The sequence below is a fragment of the Dactylosporangium sp. NPDC051485 genome (assembly GCF_040682015.1).
GTDB lineage: Bacteria > Actinomycetota > Actinomycetes > Mycobacteriales > Micromonosporaceae > Dactylosporangium.
In genome coordinates this window covers 1-20639 of the sequence record NZ_JBFAZW010000011.1, presented here as the reverse complement: position 1 = coordinate 20639, position 20639 = coordinate 1, and the positions used below count along the sequence as shown (strand labels likewise).

Sequence of the window (20639 nt, the reverse complement as noted above, 5' to 3'; positions counted from 1 at the left end):
CCGGTGCCGGAGGCGGAACGATCTTTGTCGCGGTCATGTGCAGGCACTCTCCGAAACCTCTCGGGAGCCGTCGTACGGCGGTGGGTTTCACTCAGTGAACCGTTGGATCGGATCACTCAGTGAACTGGTGGTTCACGATAGAGCCGTGACGCAGGCCACGTCAATGCATCTGAGAAGCCGGATTCCGCGCGCTCCAGCGCCCCACTCAAACGCGGATGACCAGCGGATTTCCGGCTGTTTCCGGCGTGTATCGGGTCAGCCGTTCGGTCAGCCCGGCCTCGGCCGAGGGTGCCCGACCGGGCGACCGCTCGGCCGCCGCCGCCCCGGAACCGGCATGACGGCGGTCGGCGAGCACCACGAGCGCGGCGACCACCTGATCGCGTTCAGCGCTCGTGCAAACCCGGTCGCAAGCGCGGCATCGCCTCGGCCCGGTCGCCGGGGCCGGACAGGTCGATGCCGGACACCTCGGCGATCCGCCCGAGGCGGTAGCGGTCAGAGCTGCGTGCCGGGAGAGCGGCGCACTCGCCGCCGCGTCATTGCCGTGCGCAGCACGCGCAGGCCGCTGCGGGCCGCGCCCAGCAGCGCCAGCGTGGCGGGCACGACCGCGATGACCAGCGCCGCCAGGCCCGCCCAGGCCGCCGCAGTGCCCAGCCCGCCGGCGCGGATCGGGGCCACGCAGAGCCTGATGAGGTACAGGATGCCGGGCACGGCGAAGGCGGCGAGGTACCCGAGCGCCAGCGCGATCCCAGGCATGTACAGCCACAGGTAGCGCCGCGCCCACGCGATCTCGCCCGCGCCGGTGCCGGCCAGGTGTTCCGCGATGAGCCGGTCGGCGGCGACGTACCGGCCGGGGTGCAACAACAGCGCGATGAGCACGGCCCGCGGCTTGGCCCCGCCGAGCGGCACCGCCTCACCGGCGACGACGACCTCCAAGGGCCCCAGGATCCGGAAGTCCACGCTCCTCCTCGGCTACGGTTCGACCGCAGCCGAGGATTGCACACGCATACACCGCGCCCGCCGGACAACGCACCCGCAGCCGGGGCGGCGGGGCCTGCGCTTACCATCCCAGCGATGCCGATCAAACACCTCAGGTTCCGGCTGATCATGCTGGCCGCGGCGGCCGTGTTCCTGGCCGTCGCGCTGGCGATCCGCGCGTTGAGCGCCGGCACGCTGAACAGCACCGGCCGCCTGGAGCAGTACTCCGGGACCGCCCTCTACGCGTCGATGACCTGGGCCGGGACGCTGATCCTGCGGCCCCGCCAGCATCCGCTGGTCGCCGGCGGCACGGCATTGGCGTGGTGCTGGGCGATGGAGTGCTTCCAGCTGACCGGGCTGCCCGCCGAACTGTCCACCCACAGCCTGCTGTCCCGGCTCGTGCTGGGCGTGCAGTTCGACCTGACCGACCTGCTCTGGTACCCGGTGGGCATCATCCCCCTTGTGGCCCTGCACCAGCTGGGGCGGCCTGTTTGGAACAGGTGGTTGTGACAAACGGATGGGCCCGGCCCGCGGCGGCGGCCTACTCGAAGTGGGCGGTCGTGACGACCCGGCGGGCCCGGCCTATTTGCCGTGGGTGGTCGTGACGACCGACGGGTCCGGCCCGCGGCACGTCACCGTCATGTCGATCGTGGTGTTGCCGTGGGCGAAGGCGGCCGTCGCGGCGTCGGCCGGGCCGGCGTTGACCCAGTCGGCCTTCCACGGGGACTTCGGCCTCGACGACAGGATCTCGGCGAGTCCGGCCGGGGCGCACCTGGCCTCGATGGCGCCGCCCGTCGAGATGAAGGTCTGCGCCGGGCCGGGCGATGCCGGCTCGGGAAGTGCCGATGCGGTCGTACCGCCCGCCCCGGACGGGCCGGCGTCGGTGACGGCCGGCGCGGGGCTCTCGCTCGCGGCGGACGCCTGCCGCCCCGCCTCCGCCGACGTGTGGCGGGCGGGCTGCGGGATCGCGATCCAGGCGGCGGCCACCACGATGGCGACCCCGGCGAGCACCCCGACGGCGGGGCGGAATCGGCGGCGCCGGGCGGCAGCCGCCGGCGCGGCGGGGCGGGCTCCGCGGCGCCGGGCGGCGGCCGTCGGCGCGGCGGGGCGGACGAGGACAGTGGAGGGGCCGCCGTCCCTGGCCGGCGGGGCCACCGCGTGGGCGAGGTCGTCGGTGACAGCGCGGATGCCGGCCGCCTCCGCAAGGGCCGTGGCGACCTCGGCCGCGGTGGGACGGGCGGTCGGGGCCTTGGACAGGCAGCGCTGGTACAGCTCGGCGACCTCGGGCGGGACGTCGGACAGGGTCGGCAGCGGCGCCGGCGGCCGGTGCAGGTGCGCGTCGAGCAGCTCGGTCGGGCCGGACGCGACCCACGGCAGGCGCCCGGCGAGCAGGCGGTACAGCAGCACGCCCAGGGAGTACACGTCGGAGGCCGGCGTGACCGCGTCGTCGGTGAGCCGCTCCGGCGCCAGGTAGTCGGGGGTGCCGAGGATCTCGTTGTCGAGCACGCCGCGGGCCGGGCCGGCGGCGGCCGCGATGCCGAAGTCGACGACCTTCGCGCCGGTCGGGGCGAGGATGATGTTGGCCGGCTTGACGTCGCGGTGGACCATGCCGTCGGCGTGGGCGGCGGCGAGCCCGGCGGCGACCTCGGCGCAGATCCGCAGCGCCGCGACCGGGGACAGCGGGGACCGGACCCGCTGCTCGAGCGTCGGGCCGGGCACCAGCTCCATGACGACGTACGGCGTGCGGTTGCCGTCCTGGACCGTCTCGCCGAAGTCGTAGACCTGGGCGACGTTCGGATGGGCCAGCGCGGCCGCGGCCCGGGCCTCGACGCGGATGCGCTGCCGGGCCCCGGCGTCGGCGCTGTGCGGGCCGGACAACAGCTTGACCGCGACCTTGCGGCCCAGCACCTCGTCGCGGCCGCGCCACACCGTCGACATGCCACCGACGCCCAGCACGTCCTCGAGGTGGTATCGCCCACCCAGCACCCACTCATGCACAGATACCCAGGTTCTCCATTCGCTCAGCGTTCTACACATCAAGATTCGGTCACGGTCGCGATCACGGCAGCACGGCCCGCGACCGTTCAATGACTATCCGTTCCCGAGCCGGGCGTTGCACCGACAGCCGCCTGGCGTTTGCCGGGGCGTCACGCCGGGTGTCGACGATCTACACCATCGTCAATTTTCGATTCCCTGGAGCGCAGATGCGCAACATTCTCCTCCTCGTGCTGGCCGCGCTGGTGGTGGTCCTGCCCGCCCGGGCCGCCCAGGCCGCGGCGGACGGGACGCTGACGGTGGCGGCCGGGTCCGTCACGGTCGGCGCCGACATCCGGTTCAGCTACACCACGCCCCGGCCCACCGCCAAGAACTGGGTCGGGCTGTACTCCGACCCCGGCAACGGCCCGGTGGGCGAGGCCTACGTCGGCCCGTCGACCAAGTGGGTGTACGCGACGGCGGCCAGCGGCTCGGGCACCCTGCCCACCGGCGGGCTCGCCCCGGGCGCCTACATCGTGTACTTCCTGTACAACGACGGCTACACCTGGCTCGCCCAGCCCGTCCGCGTGCAGCTCACCGCCGCACCCACCGGCGGCTTGACGCTCGCCTCGACGACCGTCGCGGCGGGCAACCCCATCCAGCTGAGCTACTCGACGGACAAGCCGAACGCCAAGAACTGGGTCGGGCTGTACCGCAACCCCGGCGACGGCCCCGTCAACCAGGTCTCCGTCGGGCCGTCGCTCAACTGGACGTACACCCCGAACTCCAGCGGCACCGCCTCGCTGCCCACCTCCGGGCTCGCCGCCGGCGACTACGTCGTCTACTACCTCTACAACGACGGGTACACCTGGCTCGCCCAGCCGGTCGCGCTGCGGCTCACGGGCACCGGCGCGGCGCACTTCCCGACCTCGGCGTTCACCCTGCGCAACGCGAAGGCCGGCGCGGCCTACTCGGCCACGGTCGGCGGCCTGGTCCAGGGGGACACCACCGGGCTGACCTTCGCCAAGACCTCCGGCCCGGCCTGGGCGAGCGTCTCCCCGACCGGCGCGGTGACCGGCACCCCGACCGCGGCGGGCACGGCCACGCTCGGCATCCGCGCCACCACGGCCGCGGGCACGGCCGACGCGACGGTCACCATCCGGGTGCAGTCCGGCGTGCTCGTGCCCCAGCTGCGCGCGCTGAGCTGGAACCTGTGGCACGGCGGCACCTCGGTCGCCAACGGTACCGAGAAGGAGCTGAAGTTCCTGCTGGAGCGCGACGTCGACGTCGTGGGCATCCAGGAGAACAACGGCACCGCGGCGCAGACCCTGGCCGCGGCGCTGGGCTGGTCGTACTACCAGAACGCCGACACCGCGATCCTGAGCCGCTACCCGATCACCGCGACCACCCCGACCGTGGCCGGCTCGGCCGTGGCCGCGAGGATCGACCTGGGCGCCCGCTCGCTGCGGCTGTGGAGCGCGCACCTGGGCTACACGCCCTACGGCCCGTACGACGCCTGCTTCGGCCGCATGACGGTCCAGCAGCTGCTCAACCGGGAGGCCTCGGCGGGCCGCACCGGCCAGATCAACGACATCGTCTCGGCGATGTCGTCGGACCTGTCCGCCGCGGGCACCACCCCGGTCCTGCTCACCGGCGACTTCAACGCCCCGTCCCACCTGGACCGGACGGCCGCGAACACCCGCTGCGGCTACGGCGCCGTCCCGTGGCCCAGCTCGACGGCCCCGGCCGGCGCCGGCCTGACCGACTCCTACCGCCAGGCCCACCCCGACCCGGTCACGAGCCCGGGCAACACGTGGTCCCCGGTCGACAAGACCTTCGCCGGCGGCTACGGCTACGACTCGCACACCGGCGAGCCCGAGCCCCAGGACCGCATCGACTTCGTCCACTACAAGGGCCCGCTGGCCGTCCTGTCCTCCGACGCCCTGTCGACCGACCCCGGCACCTGGCCGTCCGACCACGCCGCCGTGCTGACCGTCTTCCAGGTCAACTGAGGTCCGAACCGAGCGGGAGGGGGCGCGCCGAGAGCGGCTTGACATCGACGGCAGTCGTGGCGAATGCTTCCGAGAGAGCGCTCTCTCGAAGTGATCACCACCCGCCGCCGATCGATCACACTCTCAGAGCCGAGGTACGACCACCATGACGGTAGAACCTCTACCGGCGCCGAAACGCGCCCGGAAACTCCGCAGACCCCTCCTCCTCGCGGCCGCCGCGGTCCTGCTCGTGGCGTGGACCGCGCTGGTCGTGCTGCCCGCCAGCGCCGCGACCACGCTGCTGTCGCAGGGGCGGCCCGCCACCGCCTCCTCGACCGAGAACGCCACCTTCCCCGCCTCCGCCGCCGTCGACGGCGACGCCGGCACCCGATGGTCCAGCGCCTTCGGCGACCCGCAGTGGCTGCAGGTAGACCTCGGGGCCAGCGCCTCGATCAGCCAGGTCGTCCTGCAGTGGGAGACCGCGGCCGGCAAGGCATTCCAGATCCAGACGTCGGCCGACGGCGCGTCCTGGACCAGCATCTACTCCACCACCACCGGGGCGGGCGGCACGCAGACGCTCAACGTGACCGGCACCGGGCGCTACGTGCGGATGTACGGCACGGCCCGCACCACGGCCTACGGCTACTCGCTGTGGGAGTTCCAGGTGTACGGCACGACGGCCGGCCCCACGACCAGCCCGACGGCGCCGAGCACCTCGCCCACCCCGACCGGCGGCTGCGGCACCACGAACGCGGCCCTCTACGGCACGGCGACCGCCTCGTCGTCGGAGAACGACGGCAGCGGCCCCGGCGCCGCGATCGACGACAACACCGGCACCCGCTGGTCCAGCCTGTTCGGCGACCCCCAGTGGCTGCAGGTCGACCTCGGCGCCAGCCTGCCGGTGTGCCAGGTGAAGCTGCAGTGGGAGGCGGCCTACGCGACCGCGTTCCAGATCCAGCTCTCCACCAACGCCAGCAGCTGGACCACCGTGTACTCCACGACGACCGGCACCGGCGGCACGCAGACCATCCCGGTCAGCGGCTCGGCGCGGTACGTGCGGATGTACGGCACGGCCCGGGCCACCGGCTACGGCTACTCGCTGTGGGAGTTCGGGGTCTACACCGTCGGCGGCGTGGTCGCCACGCCGACGCCCACCCCGACTTCTCCGGCGCCCGGCAACTGCCCGTGGGTGAACTCCTCGGCGTCGACCGCGTCCAAGGTCACCCAGCTGCTGGGGCAGATGACCCTGCAGCAGAAGACCATGCTGCTGCACGGGACCAACCCCACGAAGACGTACATCGGGGAGGTCGTCGGCATCCCGTCGCTGTGCATCCCGACGATCAACTTCCAGGACGGGCCCAGCGGCGTCGGCGACGGGCTCGGCGGGGTCACCCAGATGCCCGACGGCGTGACCACGGCGGCCACGTTCGACACCGCCTACGCGAAGCTCTACGGGCAGACCATCGGCGCCGAGTTCGCCGGCAAGGGCGTGCACGTGGCCCTCGGCCCGACGATCAACATGGTCCGCGACCCGCGCTGGGGCCGCTCGTTCGAGACCTACGGCGAGGACCCCTACCTGTCCGGGCAGATGGCCGCCGCCGACGTGCAGGGCATCCAGAGCCAGGGCGTGATGGCCCAGGTCAAGCACGCCGCGGCGTACAACATCGAGCAGCCCGCCGGCACGATCATCGTGGACCAGCGCACCCTGCAGGAGATCTACCTGCCGGCCTTCCAGACGGCGATCACGCAGGGCAACGCGGCGTCGGTGATGTGCGGGTACAGCAACGTCAACAACGTCCCGGCGTGCCAGAACCCGCAGCTGCTCAACATCCCGCTCTACCAGCAGGCCGGGTTCACCGGGTTCGTCGGCTCGGACTGGGGCGGCGCCCACTCGACGGTCGAGTCGGCCAACGCCGGCATGACGATGGAGATGCCCGGCGGGTACTTCTACGCCGACTTCCTCACCCAGGCGGTGCAGAACGGCCAGGTCAGCCAGGCCACCCTGGACACGATGGTGACCCGGGTGCTGACCAAGATGTTCGACTTCGGCATGTTCAACAAGGCCCCCAGCGGCTCGGCCACGGCGAACGTCACCACCTACGCGCACCAGCAGGTGGCGGTCCAGGGCGCCACGGAGGGCACGGTCCTGCTCAAGAACAACGGCGTGCTGCCGCTGAGCGCCACCAGCGGCACGTCGATCGCGGTGATCGGGGTCGACGCCGGCGCCGGCACCCAGACCATCGGCGGCGGCAGCGGCACGGTCACCAGCTCGGGGACGACCTGGCCGATCACCGGCATCCAGAACCGGGTGGCAGGCACCGGCGCCACCGTCACCTACAACGAGGGCACCGACCAGGCCGCGGCGGCCACCCTGGCCCGCAACTCCACCGTCGCGGTCGTCTTCGCCAGCGACAACTACGGCCACGAGGAGGCCGACAACACCAGCCTCAACCTGCCGAACAACCAGGACGCGCTGATCTCGGCGGTGGCCGCGGCCAACCCGCGCACGGTCGTGGTGCTCAACAACAACGCGGCCATCCTCATGCCGTGGCTGAACAGCGTGGCCGGCGTGTTCGAGGGCTTCTACGACGGCCAGGGCTGGGGCAAGGCGATCGCCGCGCTGCTCTTCGGCGACGCCAACCCGTCCGGGCACCTGCCGATCAGCTTCCCGGCGTCGCTGTCGAACTCGCCGACCAGCACGGCCGCGCAGTGGCCCGGGGTCAACGGGCAGGTGCAGTACTCGGAGGGCATGAACATCGGCTACCGCTGGTACGACGCCAAGAACGTCGCGCCGCTGTTCCCGTTCGGCTTCGGCCTGTCGTACACCACGTTCGGGTTCAGCAACCTGCAGGTGGGCGCCATCTCCGGCAACTCGGCCACGGTCACCGCGACCGTGACGAACACCGGCAGCAGGGCGGGCACCGAGGTGGCCCAGCTCTACGTCGGGCACCCCGCGGCCAACGGCGAGCCGCCACACCAGCTGCAGGGCTTCCAGCGGGTGACGCTCAACCCCGGCGCCTCGGCGACGGTCACGTTCACGCTGCCGATGCGCGCGTTCGCACACTGGGACACCGCGTCCAACAGCTGGATCGCGTCGGCCGGGACGTACCAGATCCTCGTCGGCGACTCCTCGCGCAACCTTCCGCTCACGGGCACGCAGACGGTTCCCACGACGGTGACCGTCCCGCTGCGCTAACCGACCGAAACGCGCAACAGCTGGTAGCGGTGGTCGGACTGGCCACCGCTACCGCCGAAGCGGTACTCGTGGACCCGCACGTCCGCGCTGGTGAACGCCCAGTCGAGGCGCCACCAGCGCGGGAATTGCGCAGCGTCCAGCCCGTTGGACGGCTAGGGTGTGGCCGTGCTCGCCGACCTCCTGGACCGCTACCGCCCCGCCGACGCCGCCGAGGAGGCCGACGTCGACCGGGTGCGCAGGCTGCTCGCCGACGCCCCCGACCCGTGGACGCGGGCGATTCCGTTGCACGTGACCGCGTCGGCGCTCATCGTGCACCCGCCGACGCGGCGGGTCCTGATGCGCTGGCACGCGCGGCAGGAGGCGTGGCTGCAGGTGGGCGGGCACGGCGACCCGGGCGAGACCGATCCCGTGGCGGTCGCCCTGCGCGAGGGCGTCGAGGAGACCGGGCTGCGCGACCTCGGGGCGTGGCCCGACGCCGCCATCGTGCACGTGGTCGTCGTGCCGGTGAACGCCAAGGGCGACGAGCCGGCGCACGAGCACGCCGACGTACGTTTCCTGCTCGCCACGGACCGGCCCGGCGAGGCCCGGCCGGAGAAGCCCGACGCGCCGCTGCGCTGGCTCACCGTGCCCGACGCCCTGGCGGCCACGAGCGAGCCCAACCTGCGCGAGACCATCACCCGCGCCGCGCGCCTGCTCGAGGCGTAGGCCGGTGCCGCTCAGGCCACGGGGAAGTCGAAATAGGTGTCCGGGAAGGGCTCGTGGGCCAGGGTGTAGTGCCACCACTCCTTCGGATAGTTGGTGAACCCGCCCCCGGCCATCAGCCCGGTGAGCAGGTCGCGGTTGGCCCGCTGCCGTTCGTCGAGCCCGCCCGTGGCCGTGTGGGCGAGCGGGTCGAAGCAGTCGAAGCCGGTGCCCATGTCGAGCGTGTCGTCCGGGAAGCGCTGCCCGGCCGGCTCGGTGCACGACACCAGCGGCTCGCCCGGCCGGTAGGCCCGCTGGGCGGCCGCCGGGAGCGCCACCACGGTGAGATCGAGCGTGCTGCCGCGGCTGTGCGCGGTGGGGCCGCCGATGTAGCCGTCGGCGAACAGCTGCGACTTGTCGACCTGCGGGTAGAACTCGGCCTTCATGGTCTGGTCGGGGTTGTCCGCCCAGCGCACGAAGTCGTCGACCGCCCGCTGGGGGCGGTAGCAGTCGTACACCTTCAGGCTGTACCCCCGGGCCCGGGCGCTCTGTTGCACGCGGTGCAGCGCCTCGGCCGCCGTCCGGGTGAGCAGGCAGCGCGGCCGCTCGTAGCCGTTCACGACGCGGCCGACGAAGTTGTGCGGCGTGGCGTAGCGGACGTCCTCCAGGATGCTGGGATCCACATCGGACAGCGCCACGAACCCGTCGGGCAGCTTCACCGAGGGAGCGGGCGAGGCCGGCGGGGAGGGCGAGGGCGAGACCGGGGACGAAGCCGACGGCGAAACCGAGGGCGACGGGCTCACGGGGACCCGGGGGGCTCCGCACGCGGCGAGCAGCGCACAGGCCAGCGTGGCGATCAGCAGGCGCACGAGGCGAATTATTCGAATTGTGCGGTGGTCGATGGGTGCCCGGCCCCGGCGACGGCCACCTGGCCGTTGGCAGCGGTTTGCGGCGGTACGTCATGATCGAAGCGTGCTGCGCTTCGTGCTCAACGTGCTCTGGCTGATCTTCGGCGGCGGCTTGGTGCTGTTCCTGGGCTACGCCCTGGCCGCGGTCATCTGCTTCGTGCTGATCGTGACCATCCCGTTCGCGATCGCCTCCTGGCGGCTCGCCGTGTACTCCCTGTGGCCCTTCGGCCGGACCGTGCGCGCCAAGCCGGGCGGCGCCGGCGTGGTCACCGGCCTGGCCAACATCCTGTGGGTGGTGCTCGCCGGCTGGTGGCTCGCCCTGACCCACATCACCGCCGGCATCGGCCTGTGCCTGAGCGTGATCGGCATCCCCTTCGGCATCGCGCACTTCAAGCTCGTCCCCGCCGCGTTCTGGCCCCTGGGCCGCGAGATCGTCGACCTGGACTGACCCGGACGGCGTCCTGCGCCCCGGCTCATCCGGGGCGCAGGACGCCGCTGCGGTACCCCCGCGGGATGGTCGAAACCGAGGACCGTCTCCGTCGGAAGGACGCAGACCCATGGCCAGGGCAGTAGGCATCGACCTCGGGACGACCAACTCGGTGATCGCCGCCTTCGAGGGCGGCCACAGCACGGTGATCCCCAACGCCGAGGGCAGTCGCACCACGCCGTCCGTCGTCGCGTACACGCCGGGCGGCGAGCGGCTCGTCGGGCACCTCGCCCGGCGCCAGGCGGCGCTCAACCCTGAGGGCACCATCACCTCCGCCAAGCGCTTCGTCGGGCGCCGCTACGACGAGGTGGCCGAGGAGTCCGAGACCGTCACCTACACGGTGGTCCCCGGGCCCGAGGGTGCGGTCCGCTTCGACGTGCGCGGCAAGCAGATCTCGCCGGAGGAGGTTTCCGCGCTCGTACTGCGCAAGCTCGCCGACGACGCCGCGAAGTACCTCGGCGAGAAGGTCACCGAGGCGGTGATCACGGTCCCGGCGTACTTCAACGACGCCCAGCGCCAGGCCACCAAGGACGCCGGGCGCATCGCCGGGCTCGAGGTGCTGCGCATCATCAACGAGCCGACCGCGGCGGCGCTCGCCTACGGCCTGGACAAGGCCGGCCACGAGACGGTGCTGGTCTTCGACCTCGGCGGCGGCACCTTCGACGTGAGCATCCTCGACGTCGGCGACGGCGTGGTCGAGGTCCGCGCGACCGCCGGCGACACCCACCTCGGCGGCGACAACTTCGACCACCGCCTGGTCGACCACCTCGCCGAGGAGTTCAGGCGGGAGAACGGCATCGACCTGCGCAAGGACCCGCAGGCGCTGCAGCGGCTCACCGAGGCGGCCGAGCGGGCCAAGATCGAGCTGTCGACGGTGCCGCAGACGCAGGTCAACCTGCCGTTCATCACCGCCGACGCCAACGGCCCCAAGCACCTCACCACGACCGTCTCGCGGGCCACGTTCGAGGAGCTCACGCACGACCTCCTGGAGCGCACGATGGGCCCGGTGCGCCAGGCGATGACCGACGCCAAGGTGGCCGAGGGCGACCTGGACGAGGTCATCCTGGTCGGCGGGGCGACCCGCATGCCGGCCGTGCAGGCGCTGGTGCGCCGGCTCACCGGCGGCAAGGACCCGAACATGAGCGTCAACCCGGACGAGGTCGTCGCGCTCGGCGCCGCGATCCAGGCCGGCGTGCTCAAGGGCGACGTGCGCGACGTCGTGCTGCTCGACGTCACCCCGCTCTCGCTGGGCGTGGAGACCCTCGGCGGGCTCATGACCCGCATCATCGACCGCAACACCACCATCCCGACCCGGCGCACCGAGACGTTCACGACCGCCGAGGACAACCAGCCGGCGGTGGAGGTGGTGGTCCTGCAGGGCGAGCGCGAACGCGCCGCCGACAACCGGACCCTCGGCCGGCTGCGGCTGGAGAACATCCGGCCGGCCCCGCGCGGCGGCCCGCAGATCGAGGTCACCTACGACATCGACGCCAACGGCATCCTCAACGTCTCGGCCCGGGACAAGGACACCGGCCGCGAGCAGCAGATCACCATCACCGAGAGCGGCACGCTGGACAAGGACGAGGTCGAGCGGATGGTCCGCGAGGCCGAGCAGCACCGGGCCGAGGACGAGCACACCCGCCGGGCGGTCGAGGCCCGCAACGAGCTCGACAGCGCGGCCTACCAGGCGCAGCGGCTGCTGGAGGAGGGCGGCACCCAGGTGCCCGAGCACGAGCGGGCCCGGGCCGAGATGCTCATCCAGCAGGGCCGGGAGGCGGCCAAGGACCCCGACGCCGACCAGGCGCGGCTGCAGTCCCTGACCGCGGACCTGCGCCAGGTCGCCTACGGGCTCGCGCAGAGCCAGGCGCAACAGCCGCAGGGACAGGCACAGCAAACGCAGCGGCCGTCCTCGAATGTGGACGAGGACGTCGTCGACGCCGACTTCACGGGCGGGTGAGCGCGATGGCGGCCGGGGAGACCGCGGAGGTCGACTGGGAAGAGCGCTGGAAGCGGGCCGCCGCGGAGGCCGACAACGCCCGCAAGCGGTGCGAGCGGCTGGTGGCCGAGCGCACCGCGGCGGAGCGGGCGCTGGTCGCGGGGGCCTGGCTGCCGGTCCTCGACCACTTGGACCTGGCGCTACACCACGCCAGCGCGGACCCCGCGGCGATCGTGCAGGGCGTGGCGCAGGTGCGCGACGAGGCCCGGGCGGTGCTGACCCGGCTGGGCTTCCAGCCCGTCGGCGCCGAGGGCGAGCCCTTCGACCCGGCCCGGCACGAGGCCGCCGAGGCCGTCGAGGCCGCGGAAGTCCCGCCCGGCTCGGTGGTCCGGGTGGTGCGGCCCGGCTACGGCGGCCCGGCCGGCCTGCTGCGCCCGGCGGTCGTCGCCGTCGCGCGGCCCCCGGCGGAGAAGGACGCCGACAATGGCGGATGACTACTACCGGATCCTCGGGGTGCCGCGGACCGCGACGGCGGATGAGATCCAGCGGGCGTACCGCACGCTGGCCCGCCGCAGCCACCCCGACGTCAACAAGGAGCCGGGCGCCGAGGAGCGGTTCAAGCAGATCACGGAGGCCTACCACGTGCTCTCCGACCCGGGGAGCCGCGCGAAGTACGACCGGTTCGGCGCCCAGTGGCGCCAGGTCCCCGAGGACTTCGAGACGCGCCGGCACGCCGGGGCGTCCGCCGGCCCGCGCCGCAGCTCCAGCTTCGTCGACATCGACCTCGAGGACCTGCTCGGCAGCGTCTTCGGCGGCGGGCGCGGCGGCCCGGTGCCCGGCGCCGACGCGGAGGCCGAGATCACCATCGGCGTCGAGGAGTCCTACACGGGCGGGCAACGCACGATCACGCTGCCCGGCGGGGACCGCTACGAGGTGACGATCCCCCGCGGCGTCACCGAGGGCCAGCGGATCCGCGTCGCCGGGCAGGGCTCCACCGGGCTGGGCGGCGGCGCGCGGGGCGACCTCTACCTGGTGGTGCACTTCCGGCCCGACCGGCGGTTCACGGTCTCCGGCCGGGACGTCACCGCCCGGCTGCCGGTCGCGCCGTGGGAGGCGGCCCTGGGCGCCAAGGTGCCGCTGGCCACGCCCGGCGGCCAGGTGCGGGTCGACGTGCCCGCGGGCTCGTCGTCGGGGCGGCGCCTGCGGCTGCGCGGCCAGGGGCTGCCGGACCCGCGCGGCGCTCCCGGCGACCTCTACGCCGAGGTCCGGATCCTCGTCCCGCCGCACCCGAGCGCCGACGAGCGGCGGCTGCTCGAGGAGCTGGCGCGGGTCTCGTCGTTCGACCCCCGCAGCAGCGACCCCCGGAGTAGCAGATGAGTGTTGCCCTCGTGCACCGCCCGTCCATGACGTTGGAGGCGTTCGCCACCGCCGGCGGCGTCCACCCCCTGTTCGTCACCCGGCTGGTCCAGCTCGGCCTGCTCGAGCCGGTCGCCGGCGTCTTCCCGCACTCGCAGCTGGCCCGGCTGGCCCGGATCCGGCGCCTGCACGCAACGCTCCCCCTGAACTACGCCGCCGTGGGCGTGGTCCTGGATCTGCTCGCCCGCATCGACGACCTCGAGGAACAGCTCAGGAGGCGGCCGTGGACCTGAACCGGCTCACCGAGAAGTCCCGCCAGGCGCTCATCGAGGCCCAGCGCATCGCCACCCGCGCCGGGCACCCGGAGGTGGACGGCGAGCACCTGCTGCTGGCCCTCATCGACCAGCCCGAGGGCATCGCCTCCCGGCTGCTGGCCGGCTGCGACATCGACGTCGGCGCGCTGCGCGACCAGGTGCAGGCCGACCTCGACCGCCGGCCCAGCGTCTCCGGCCCGGGCGTGCCGGCCGGCCAGGTGGCCGTGACGCATCGGCTGGCCCTGGTCCTCGACGCGGCCGAGCGGGAGGCGGCGCGGCTGCGGGACGAGTACGTCTCCGTCGAGCACCTCCTCCTCGCGCTGGTCGACGAGGGCTCCGCCACCGCGGCCGGTCGCCGCCTGCAGTCCGCCGGCCTCGGCCGGGAGCGCCTGCTGGGCGAGCTGACCAAGGTGCGCGGCTCCCAGCGGGTCACCTCCGACAACCCGGAGGCGGCCTACGAGGCTCTGGCCAAGTACGGCCGCGACCTCGTCGCCGACGCCCGCGCGGGCCGCCTCGAGCCGGTCATCGGGCGCGACGAGGAGATCCGCCGGGTCGTGCAGATCGTGTCGCGCAAGACGAAGAACAACCCGGTGCTGATCGGCGACCCGGGCGTCGGCAAGACCGCCATCGTCGAGGGGCTGGCCCAGCGCATCGTCGACGAGGACGTACCGGAGGGCCTGCGCGACAAGACCATCTTCGCCCTCGACATGGGCGCGCTGGTCGCCGGGGCCAAGTACCGCGGCGAGTTCGAGGAGCGGCTCAAGGCCGTGCTGGCCGAGGTGAGCGGCGCCGAGGGCCGGATCCTGCTCTTCGTCGACGAGCTGCACACCGTCATCGGGGCCGGCGCCGCCGAGGGCGCCATGGACGCCGGCAACCTGCTCAAGCCGATGCTGGCCCGCGGCGAGCTGCGCATGATCGGGGCGACGACGCTCACGGAGTACCGTCAGCACATCGAGAAGGACGCGGCCTTCGAGCGCCGGGTCCAGCCGATCCTGGTTTCCGAGCCGAGCCCCGAGGACGCCGTCACCATCCTGCGCGGCCTGCGTGAGCGGCTGGAGGTCTTCCACGGCGTGCGGATCCTCGACGCCGCCCTGGTCGCCGCGGTGCGCCTCTCCCACCGGTACATCGTCGACCGCTTCCTGCCCGACAAGGCCATCGACCTGGTCGACGAGGCGTGCGCGATGCTGCGCACCGAGATCGACTCCCAGCCGGCCGAGCTCGACGAGGCGGCCCGGCGCCTGATGCGCCTGGAGATGGAGGACGCGGCCCTGGCCAAGGAGACCGACCCGGCCAGCGTCGCCCGCCTGGACCAGATCCGCCGCGCGATCGCCGACCTGCGCGGCGAGGTCGACGCCATGCGGGCCCAGTGGAACGCCGAGCGCCAGGCCATCCGCAAGGTCCAGGAGCTGCGCGAGGAGATCGAGCGCCTGCGCCGCGAGGCCGACCTGGCCGAGCGCCGCTACGACCTGGACCGCGCCGCCCAGCTGCGCCTGGGGCGCCTGCCGGAGCTGGAGCGCCGCCTGCACGGCGAGGAGGAGCGCCTGGCCGACAAGCAGTCCGGCCACCGCCTCCTGCGCGAGGTGGTCACCCCGGACGAGATCGCCGGCATCGTCGCCCGCTGGACCGGCATCCCCACCACCCGCCTCATGGAGGCCGAGCGCGACAAGCTCCTGCGCCTGCCGGAGCTGCTGCACGAGCGCGTGATCGGCCAGGACGAGGCCGTCCAGCTGGTCGCCGACGCGGTCATCCGGGCCCGCTCGGGCATCCGCGACCCGGACCGCCCGATCGGCTCGTTCCTGTTCCTGGGCCCGACCGGGGTGGGCAAGACCGAGCTGGCCAAGGCCCTGGCCGCCGCGCTGTTCGACACCGAGGACAACCTGGTCCGCCTCGACATGAGCGAGTACCAGGAGCGCCACACCGTCTCCCGCCTGGTCGGCGCCCCGCCCGGCTACGTCGGGTACGAGGAGGGCGGCCAGCTGACCGAGGCGGTGCGCCGCAAGCCCTACTCGGTGATCCTCCTCGACGAGATCGAGAAGGCGCACCCGGACGTCTTCAACACCCTGCTGCAGCTGCTCGACGACGGCCGCCTGACCGACGCCCAGGGCCGCACCGTGGACTTCCGCAACACGGTCGTCATCATGACGAGCAACCTGGGCTCGCAGTACCTCCTGGAGGGCGTCACCCGCGACGGCGAGCTCACCGAGGAGGCCCGAGCGGCCGTCACCGCGGCCCTGCGCGGCCGGTTCCGCCCGGAGTTCCTGAACCGGATCGACGAGACGATCCTCTTCCGCCCGCTGACCATGCCCGAGATCGAGCAGATCGTCGACCTCATGCTGGACGACCTGCGCGCCCGCCTGGCCGAGCAGCGCATCACGATGCGCGTGACCGAGCCGGCCCGCCACCACATCGCCGAGGCCGGCTTCGACCCGGTGTACGGCGCCCGCCCGCTACACCGCTACCTGCAGCGCGAACTGGAGACCCGCATCGCCAAGGCGCTGCTCGCCACCGGCACCACCGAGGACGCCGAGATCACCGTCGACCTGTCCCCCACCGGCCTGGACGTGACCTTCGTCCCCGCCCCGGCCCCTCAGCACGCGATGTAGACCGCCCGGGCCCGGTTGCGGGCCGCCCCCACGTCGGAGACCGCCGGATTCCCGGCGTCCACGGTGAACAGCGGCACGGCTCCCTCCTCCAGGAAGCTGGCGGCCCCCGACCCGCGGGTGAACTGCACGGACTCGATCCGGTCCGCCCATCCCCAGGCCTCGAGGTCCTGGTATCCGCAGTCGCTCACCTTGCCCCGTGGATATCCGAAGCCGGGCCGTTCGTAGAAGCACACCCAGCCCGTCGGGCAGTCGCTGGCCAGCAGGCTCGGACCGGCCCCGGCGACCGTCACGACCACCGCGCCGTCGTTGTAGCTGATCTCCGCCAGGCCGGTCTGCCGGCCGCCCGGGTGCGCCGCGAGGTACTGGTCGACCTTGCGCTGCACCGCCGAGACCTGAGGGACGCCGTCGTCGCCCGCGCCGGGGCGAGGGCTCAGCCCGAACAGGATCGCGGTCACCGCCGCGAAGCACGCGACCGCCACGACGCCCGGCCGCCGGGCCCGCCGGGCCCGGCGCAACGCGCGCCGCCGCACGACGTCGGCGAGCCCGGCGTCCGCGTCGACCGCGGCCGCGAATCGCTCCTCCGCCCGCCTGATCTCCTGCTCGTAGCTCACGCCCCGCCTCCTTCCCTGGTGACCGGCCCGATGGCCGCACGGGGTATCCGGCGCCGGAGGGCCTGCTTGTGGCTGCGGACCGTCGAGGCATCGATGCCGAGGACGCGCGCGACCTCGGCGGTCTCCATGCCGTCCGCGCTCAGCAGGAGCACCGCACGCTGCTGCCGGCTCAGATGCCGCAATGGCTCGGCGAGGTCCCGCATCAGCTCCACGTGGTCGAACGAGTCGGCCCACGGGATGCAGGGCCGGGCGCGCAGCCGCACGAGCGCCCTCAACTGCGCCGCGAAGCGCCGCCGCGCACTGAGCGCGAGGTTCCTGGCGATCCCGCAGGCATAGCCGACGTTCGCGTCGAGGCCGGCGGCGCGGCGCTCGGGCCATCGCTCCAGCAGCACCGTCATCGCCTCCTGGACCAGATCCCAGGCCTCCTCCTCGTTGCCGGTGATGAACCGGGCATGGACGAAGACCCGCGGCATCGCCGATCGGTAGAACCGTTCGTAGCCCTCGTCGACGCTCACCGCCCCGGCCGGCGGGTGTCACCGTGGCGACCGCGATCGTCATGGGCCATGACGAGGACCGCGGTGCCCCTGGGTGCGCAGCACCACCACGCCTCGGCCGGCCGCAGGGACAGCGCCACCCGCTCGGCGGCCCGGACCGACGCCACGTGCCGGAGCGTCGCGAAGAGCTCGCGCGTCCCGATCACGAGCAGCCCCGCGACGAGGGCCCACACCTCAACCATCCGATCCCGTCCTCCCTGCCGGCGCTCCGCCGAGCGCGTCTGCCACTCCTCGCACGAGCGCAGGGATTGCGTCCAGGCCGTTGCATAACAACTCGGCCACCGCAGCCGGCAGGGTTGCCGTGGCGGACCGGTCACTCAACCTTCGAAGCGGTCGGACAAGGCGTACCGCAGCAGGACCACGTCGTCCATCTGGCGGACCTCGACCACGGTGGCCCGGTGGCCGGAGTCCCACGGGAAGTGCCCGTCGCCGACGAAGCGCGGCGCCCGCCCGTCGCCGACGAAGAACGGGGCGATGACCAGCTGGAGCTCGTCGACCAGCCCGGCGGCGAGGAACGTCGTATGGATCGTGCTGCCGCCCTCGACCAGCAGCCGACGCACGCCCCGGGCCGCGAGGTCGTGCAGGGCCAGCGCGAGGTCGACCGGCTCGCCGCCGTCGACCACCTCGGCCCGCCCGCCGAGGCGCTCGCGGTTGCGGCAGGCGGTGCCGGTCGCGCAGTACACGATCTTGTCGGTGTCGCCGTCGGTGAAGAATCGGGCGTCCGGGTCGATGTCGCCGTGTCCGACGATCGCCACCTTGGCCGGGAGCGGCGGCAGCCCGCGCTCGGCCCGCCGCTCCCGCCGCTCGGGGGCGCGCACCATCAGCCGCGGGTTGTCCCGGCGGATGGTGTTGGCGCCGACCAGGATGGCGTCGCAGCCGGCCCGCATCGCGTCGACACGGTCGAGATCCTCGCTGTTGGAGAGCATCAGCCGCTGGTCGGTGGCGTCATCGAGGTAGCCGTCGAGCGACATCGCGCAGCTCAGCAGCACGTACGGGCGCTCGCCCAGCGCGGTCCCCGAGTGTTCGCGCAGCGCGAGGGCCTCACCGCGCGGCGGCACGGCTCGCCTTTGCCGCGAGGTAACCCGCGTTGGCCGGGCTGAGGAACACGCCGGTCGGCACCACGCCGGCCACGGTGACGCCGAGCCGGTGCAGCTGGTCGGCCTTGTCCGGGTTGTTGGTCAGCAGCGCGATGCGGGACGCGCCGAGCGCGTCGAGCATCTGGGCCGCCGCCGAGTAGTCCCGCTCGTCCTCGGCGTGGCCGAGCGCGACGTTCGCCTCGTAGGTGTCCAGGCCGGTGTCCTGCAGGGCGTACGCGTCGAGCTTCGAGTAGAGCCCGATGCCGCGGCCTTCCTGGCGCAGGTACAGCAGGAAGCCCCCCTTGTCCGAGATGCGCTCGATGGCCTCGCGCAGCTGGGGCCCGCAGTCGCAGCGCTGACTGCCGAAGATGTCACCGGTCAGGCACTCGCTGTGCAGGCGGACCAGCGGCGCCGGGCCGCCCTCGGCGCAGCGCCGCAGCGCACCGGACCAGTCACCCAGGCCGAAGGCGACATGCTCGCGCCCGTCGACGAGCCCGTGGAACGAGAACAGGCGGGCGGTGGTGGAGTATCCGTCGAGGAGCCGCAGCGGCACCGTCACCTGCGTGCGCATCGTTGCCCCGGGCAGTGTTTCGAACATGCTCCTCCTTCAGGTGGCCACGGCGCGGCGGCGCAGCAGCAGCACCGCGACGCCGGGAAGGCTCGACACCAAGACCAGTACCCCGTAGACGGTCGCCGTTGCGACTCCTTGTGCGGCGCTCAGCCCGGCCGCGCCGAATGCCCAGGCGGCCACCCCCTCGCGGGGGCCGAACCCGCCGATGTTGGCGGGCACCCCCATGGCGAGCAGGGCCAGCAGGGTGAGCGGCAGCAGCTGGGCGGCCGGGGCCGTCAGGCCGGCGGTCCGGGCGGCGACCAGGAACGTCACGAGGTGCCCACCGACGGCGACGGCGGAAAAGAACACCACGCCGGGCCAGACCCGCCGGTCGAGCAGCACCCGGCGCACGTCGGTGCGGGCGGTGTGCACCAGCCGGCGCCAGGCCCGCGGCCCGCGCCGCCCGGCGACCAGCGCGAGCACCACCACAGCCGCGGCCACGGCGGCGACGCCGAGGGCGATGCGGGGCACGTACGGGCGCACCGGCGACGGCAGCGCCCACAGCAGCCCGAGGGCCAGCGCGCACTGCACGACCTGCCCGGCGCCGCGCTCCCACACCACCGCGCGCACGCCGCGGCCGACGTCGCCGTGCTCCCGGCCGTGCCCGACGGCCCGCTCGACGTCGCCGAGCACGCCGCTGGGGACCGTGGAGTTGATCAGGCAGGAGCGGTACATGTCGGCCACCGCCGCCCACAGTGGCAGCTCCAGGCCGAGGCCGCGGGCGACCAGCCGCCACCGCCAGGCGCACGCCACGATGGTGGCCGCCCCGACCCCGACCGCCGCGGCCAGCGCCCACGCGTCGATCGTGCGCAGCCCGGCCAGGAACGGCCCGCTGCCGAGCCGCCACAGGAGCAGCAGCAGTACCGCCACGCCGCCCACCGTCCGCACCAGTCCCCAGGGGACCGCGGGGATGCGGATGCGCGGCATGGTGGGTTCCTTCCGTCTGAGGGGATCTCTGTGTCATACGCCCCGCGGCCACTGTGGGTTCAGTCCCACGCCGGGCACGCTGCCGCCGAAAGCGCCACGGCCACCCGTCGAGGCGATTGTGGGTTCGGTCCCACGCGGGGCACGCTGCCGCCGAAAGCGCCGCAGACCCCGTCGCGGCCACTGTGGGTCAGAGCACCGCGGCCACCTGTCGCCGGCCATTGTGGGTTCAGTCACACGCCGGGGCACGCTGACGGGAAAGTGTCGCGGCCACCCGTCCGGCGGTGGCCTCCCAACCGGCCAGGGTTGGCCGGCGGGCGAGGGCGGCGGCCCGCAGCCGGCCGCGCAGCGCCGGGTCGGCGAGCTGGAGGGTGTGACGTACGGGCGCAAGGTGCGTGAGGCCGTCATCGCGTTGAAGCTCAACCAGCAGTACACCAAGGGCG

At 73.3% G+C, this 20639-nt stretch carries 21 protein-coding genes; 11 read left to right on the top strand and 10 right to left on the bottom strand.

Features of this window, described 5'->3' with window-relative positions; all coding sequences use genetic code 11:
• Positions 1–205: 205 nt before the first annotated feature.
• Positions 206–373: a hypothetical protein gene (locus AB0M46_RS08385; protein WP_363333806.1), complete on the bottom strand. Its 168-nt coding sequence runs from the start codon at positions 371–373 to the stop codon at positions 206–208.
• A gap of 119 nt (positions 374–492) precedes the next feature.
• Positions 493–957, bottom strand: a complete 465-nt coding sequence (locus tag AB0M46_RS08380) for a hypothetical protein (protein WP_363333804.1) — start codon at positions 955–957, stop codon at positions 493–495.
• 114 nt (positions 958–1071) lie between these two features.
• Here AB0M46_RS08380 and AB0M46_RS08375 point away from each other — a divergent pair, with 114 nt between their 5' ends.
• Complete coding sequence (locus AB0M46_RS08375) at positions 1072–1485, top strand: DUF2809 domain-containing protein (RefSeq protein WP_363333802.1); 414 nt, start codon at positions 1072–1074, stop codon at positions 1483–1485.
• Between the two features lie 72 nt (positions 1486–1557).
• On the opposite strand, the gene AB0M46_RS08370 is transcribed toward AB0M46_RS08375, so the two are convergent.
• A complete protein-coding gene (locus AB0M46_RS08370; RefSeq protein ID WP_363333801.1) occupies positions 1558–2973 on the bottom strand; it encodes a serine/threonine-protein kinase in 1416 nt (471 codons plus the stop codon).
• Positions 2974–3179: 206 nt separating this feature from the next.
• On the opposite strand from AB0M46_RS08370, the gene AB0M46_RS08365 reads away from it, so the two are divergent.
• The 3 genes from AB0M46_RS08365 to AB0M46_RS08355 all read left to right on the top strand — a co-directional run bounded on the left by AB0M46_RS08365 (position 3180) and on the right by AB0M46_RS08355 (position 8841).
• Positions 3180–4961, top strand: coding sequence for an endonuclease/exonuclease/phosphatase family protein (locus AB0M46_RS08365; protein ID WP_363333799.1), 1782 nt, complete (start codon positions 3180–3182; stop codon positions 4959–4961).
• Positions 4962–5106: 145 nt separating this feature from the next.
• Entirely contained in the window at positions 5107–8136 is a 3030-nt protein-coding gene (locus tag AB0M46_RS08360) for a discoidin domain-containing protein (RefSeq protein ID WP_363333797.1), read from the top strand.
• A 159-nt stretch (positions 8137–8295) separates the two neighbouring features.
• Complete coding sequence (locus AB0M46_RS08355) at positions 8296–8841, top strand: NUDIX domain-containing protein (protein ID WP_363333795.1); 546 nt, start codon at positions 8296–8298, stop codon at positions 8839–8841.
• A gap of 11 nt (positions 8842–8852) precedes the next feature.
• On the opposite strand, the gene AB0M46_RS08350 is transcribed toward AB0M46_RS08355, so the two are convergent.
• Positions 8853–9686, bottom strand: a complete 834-nt coding sequence (locus tag AB0M46_RS08350) for a M15 family metallopeptidase (RefSeq protein WP_363333793.1) — start codon at positions 9684–9686, stop codon at positions 8853–8855.
• Positions 9687–9789: 103 nt separating this feature from the next.
• Here AB0M46_RS08350 and AB0M46_RS08345 point away from each other — a divergent pair, with 103 nt between their 5' ends.
• From AB0M46_RS08345 to clpB, 6 genes are all read left to right on the top strand, one after another.
• Positions 9790–10173: a YccF domain-containing protein gene (locus tag AB0M46_RS08345; RefSeq protein WP_363333791.1), complete on the top strand. Its 384-nt coding sequence runs from the start codon at positions 9790–9792 to the stop codon at positions 10171–10173.
• 109 nt (positions 10174–10282) lie between these two features.
• On the top strand, positions 10283–12169 hold the full coding sequence (gene dnaK / locus AB0M46_RS08340) for a molecular chaperone DnaK (RefSeq protein ID WP_363333789.1): 1887 nt from the start codon (positions 10283–10285) through the stop codon (positions 12167–12169).
• A gap of 5 nt (positions 12170–12174) precedes the next feature.
• Entirely contained in the window at positions 12175–12642 is a 468-nt protein-coding gene (grpE, locus tag AB0M46_RS08335; RefSeq protein WP_363333787.1) for a nucleotide exchange factor GrpE, read from the top strand.
• Entirely contained in the window at positions 12632–13525 is an 894-nt protein-coding gene (locus tag AB0M46_RS08330; protein ID WP_363333785.1) for a J domain-containing protein, read from the top strand. The genes grpE and AB0M46_RS08330 overlap by 11 nt, the downstream gene beginning before the upstream one ends.
• A complete protein-coding gene (locus tag AB0M46_RS08325) occupies positions 13522–13797 on the top strand; it encodes a chaperone modulator CbpM (RefSeq protein ID WP_363333783.1) in 276 nt (91 codons plus the stop codon). Before AB0M46_RS08330 ends, AB0M46_RS08325 begins: the two co-directional genes overlap by 4 nt.
• Positions 13788–16421 (top strand): ATP-dependent chaperone ClpB, encoded by a 2634-nt coding sequence (gene clpB / locus AB0M46_RS08320; protein WP_363333781.1) that lies wholly within the window; start codon positions 13788–13790, stop codon positions 16419–16421. Before AB0M46_RS08325 ends, clpB begins: the two co-directional genes overlap by 10 nt.
• On the opposite strand, the gene AB0M46_RS08315 is transcribed toward clpB, so the two are convergent.
• The 6 genes from AB0M46_RS08315 to AB0M46_RS08290 all read right to left on the bottom strand — a co-directional run bounded on the left by AB0M46_RS08315 (position 16406) and on the right by AB0M46_RS08290 (position 20199).
• Entirely contained in the window at positions 16406–17032 is a 627-nt protein-coding gene (locus tag AB0M46_RS08315) for a peptidase inhibitor family I36 protein (RefSeq protein WP_363333779.1), read from the bottom strand. The two genes, clpB and AB0M46_RS08315, sit on opposite strands and share 16 nt — an antisense overlap.
• Positions 17029–17547, bottom strand: coding sequence for a sigma-70 family RNA polymerase sigma factor (locus tag AB0M46_RS08310; RefSeq protein WP_363333777.1), 519 nt, complete (start codon positions 17545–17547; stop codon positions 17029–17031). Before AB0M46_RS08310 ends, AB0M46_RS08315 begins: the two co-directional genes overlap by 4 nt.
• Complete coding sequence (locus AB0M46_RS08305) at positions 17544–17768, bottom strand: hypothetical protein (protein WP_363333776.1); 225 nt, start codon at positions 17766–17768, stop codon at positions 17544–17546. The genes AB0M46_RS08310 and AB0M46_RS08305 overlap by 4 nt, the downstream gene beginning before the upstream one ends.
• A gap of 135 nt (positions 17769–17903) precedes the next feature.
• Positions 17904–18593 (bottom strand): dihydrofolate reductase family protein, encoded by a 690-nt coding sequence (locus AB0M46_RS08300; protein WP_363334008.1) that lies wholly within the window; start codon positions 18591–18593, stop codon positions 17904–17906.
• Positions 18594–18627: 34 nt separating this feature from the next.
• Positions 18628–19260 (bottom strand): GTP cyclohydrolase II, encoded by a 633-nt coding sequence (gene ribA / locus AB0M46_RS08295; RefSeq protein ID WP_363333774.1) that lies wholly within the window; start codon positions 19258–19260, stop codon positions 18628–18630.
• A 9-nt stretch (positions 19261–19269) separates the two neighbouring features.
• Positions 19270–20199 (bottom strand): lysylphosphatidylglycerol synthase transmembrane domain-containing protein, encoded by a 930-nt coding sequence (locus AB0M46_RS08290; protein ID WP_363333772.1) that lies wholly within the window; start codon positions 20197–20199, stop codon positions 19270–19272.
• A 220-nt stretch (positions 20200–20419) separates the two neighbouring features.
• Between AB0M46_RS08290 and AB0M46_RS08285 the strand changes: the two genes are divergently transcribed.
• On the top strand, positions 20420–20639 hold a 220-nt coding region (locus tag AB0M46_RS08285), incomplete at its 3' end, for a hypothetical protein (RefSeq protein ID WP_363333770.1).

Coding starts and splice junctions, on each gene's coding strand:
- AB0M46_RS08290 (WP_363333772.1), bottom strand. CDS start 20,199: ATGCCGCGCATCCGCATCCCCGCGGTCCCCTGGGGACTGGTGCGGACG.
- AB0M46_RS08360 (WP_363333797.1), top strand. CDS start 5,107: ATGACGGTAGAACCTCTACCGGCGCCGAAACGCGCCCGGAAACTCCGC.
- grpE (WP_363333787.1), top strand. CDS start 12,175: ATGGCGGCCGGGGAGACCGCGGAGGTCGACTGGGAAGAGCGCTGGAAG.
- AB0M46_RS08365 (WP_363333799.1), top strand. CDS start 3,180: ATGCGCAACATTCTCCTCCTCGTGCTGGCCGCGCTGGTGGTGGTCCTG.
- ribA (WP_363333774.1), bottom strand. CDS start 19,260: ATGTTCGAAACACTGCCCGGGGCAACGATGCGCACGCAGGTGACGGTG.
- AB0M46_RS08375 (WP_363333802.1), top strand. CDS start 1,072: ATGCCGATCAAACACCTCAGGTTCCGGCTGATCATGCTGGCCGCGGCG.
- AB0M46_RS08330 (WP_363333785.1), top strand. CDS start 12,632: ATGGCGGATGACTACTACCGGATCCTCGGGGTGCCGCGGACCGCGACG.
- dnaK (WP_363333789.1), top strand. CDS start 10,283: ATGGCCAGGGCAGTAGGCATCGACCTCGGGACGACCAACTCGGTGATC.
- AB0M46_RS08305 (WP_363333776.1), bottom strand. CDS start 17,768: ATGGTTGAGGTGTGGGCCCTCGTCGCGGGGCTGCTCGTGATCGGGACG.
- AB0M46_RS08325 (WP_363333783.1), top strand. CDS start 13,522: ATGAGTGTTGCCCTCGTGCACCGCCCGTCCATGACGTTGGAGGCGTTC.